This is a genomic window from Micromonospora sp. NPDC049799, from assembly GCF_040656655.1.
Lineage (GTDB): Bacteria > Actinomycetota > Actinomycetes > Mycobacteriales > Micromonosporaceae > Micromonospora.
This window is the reverse complement of the sequence record NZ_JBFAMU010000776.1, coordinates 1-1704: the sequence shown is the minus strand read 5'-3', so window position 1 is coordinate 1704 and position 1704 is coordinate 1. Positions and strand designations below refer to the sequence as shown.

The 1704-nt window shown below is 75.4% G+C and carries 1 protein-coding gene; it reads right to left on the bottom strand.

Going from position 1 to position 1704, the window contains the following annotated elements:
- On the bottom strand, positions 1-1098 hold a 1098-nt coding region (ssd, locus tag AB0I76_RS29365; RefSeq protein WP_357042236.1), incomplete at its 3' end, for a septum site-determining protein Ssd.
- Positions 1099-1704: the final 606 nt, after the last annotated feature.

The following is a 1704-nucleotide window of genomic DNA, read 5'->3' as shown; positions in this document are numbered from 1 at the left end:
CGCCGCACCCGCCGCGGTGGCCCCGCCCAGTTCCGCGACGATCCGTTGGCAGAGCGCGGCCAGCCGCCCTCGCCCGTCGGCGGCCGGCGCCTCGCCGCGTTCCAGTCCCCGGCACAGCGCCGGTTCAGGTCGCAGTGTCCCGGCGAGCGGCAGGCCCAGCGCCCGGGCCACCTCGGCGGCCTTGAGTCGACCCGGAGCCGGCCCGCGGACGACCACCGACAGGTCCGCGCAGTGCGGGGCGGCGGCAGCCACCACCCGGGCAGCCGCGGCGGTCGCCCGCAGCTCGGCCGGTACGACCACGAGGGCCCGGTCCACGGTCTGCAGCGCGGTCACCGCCGCGTCGTCGAGCCGACGGGGCAGGTCGACGACCACGAAGTCACGCCCCCGCCGGGCCGCGTCGAGGGTGGCCGCCATCGCCTCGGCGGGCAGTGGCAGCGGATCGCCCCGGTCCCAGGAGAGCATCACCAGGTCACCGCGTCGGGGCAGCGCCCGGACCAGGGCCGGCGCGTCGACGCGTCCCTCGGCGTCGGTCAGCGCGGGCCAGCGCAGCCCGTCCAGTTGCTCCCAGCCGAGCACCAGGTCAAGGCCACCACCGAGCGGGTCGGCGTCGACGAGGAGCGTCCGCAGCCGCGCCCGGGCGGCCGTGACGGCGAGGCCACCCGCGAGAACGCTCGCGCCCGCTCCACCTCGCCCGCCGAGGACCGCGACGAGTCGGGCACCGACACCCGGGGCGTCCGCCCCGCACTCCGCGAACCGGTCGACGAGCCACGGTTCGGCAGCGGGCAGCACGGCGACGTGCTCGGCGCCGACCAGCTCGGCAATCTCCCAGCCCGGGTCCAGGTCCCCGGAGCGACCGACCAGCACCAGCCGGTGCCGGTGCGGCAGCCGGGCGCGTAGGCAGGATCGGGCCTGATCGCTGCCGACCAGGACCAGCGGTGCCGACTGCCAGCGCGACCGAGCGGCGGCCGGGTCGGTGGCGACCTCGGCCGTGACGCCGCCAGCAGCGGCGAGCCGCAGCAGGTCGTCGAGGAGGTCACCGTCCGAGGTGACGATCAGCGGCAGGCGGCGGGGCGGCGGAACGGAGGTACGGGGTGGCATCGCGGCCTCCAGCGGTCGACTCGGGTTGCTGAGGCGCAACACTTCTCGCCGTCGGTGCCGCTCGCCGCCCCGGCGGAGCCGCCTGTGGACAACGGAGCCCCCTGTGGACAACCGCCGAAAAGGACGATGATCTGCTATGGCCGGCTGCCCGCGTACCCGTCGGTAGCGACGGCGGCGCCTTCGTCGTTACGCCGACTCGCGGCGCGGATCCGATCCCTGACCGGACGGCCCCCGAGGCCAGACGGGCCGGTCCGAACAGCCCGCGTGGAGAATGGTTCGACGAGCGCAACCATTGACCGGCGGCACCATTCCGCGCAGATAATCAGGGACCCGTGCCGTCGTTCGAGCGGCACCGCCCGTGTCGGATCGGGGCCATGACCGACTCACCGGACTTCGACGACAGCCAGGCCGACACTCCTGGCCTGCGCGTCGGCGGTTGGGTGCCGCAGCCGCGCGACATCCACCCGCCACGACCGGAACCGTCCGCATCGGAGGGCCGGCACCGCGTGAACCGGGGTGATGAAGATGGTCCTCGCCCTCCGGCACGGTCAGCTCCCCCGCTCGCTGCACATCGACGCGCCCACCCCGCACGTCGACTGGGACAGC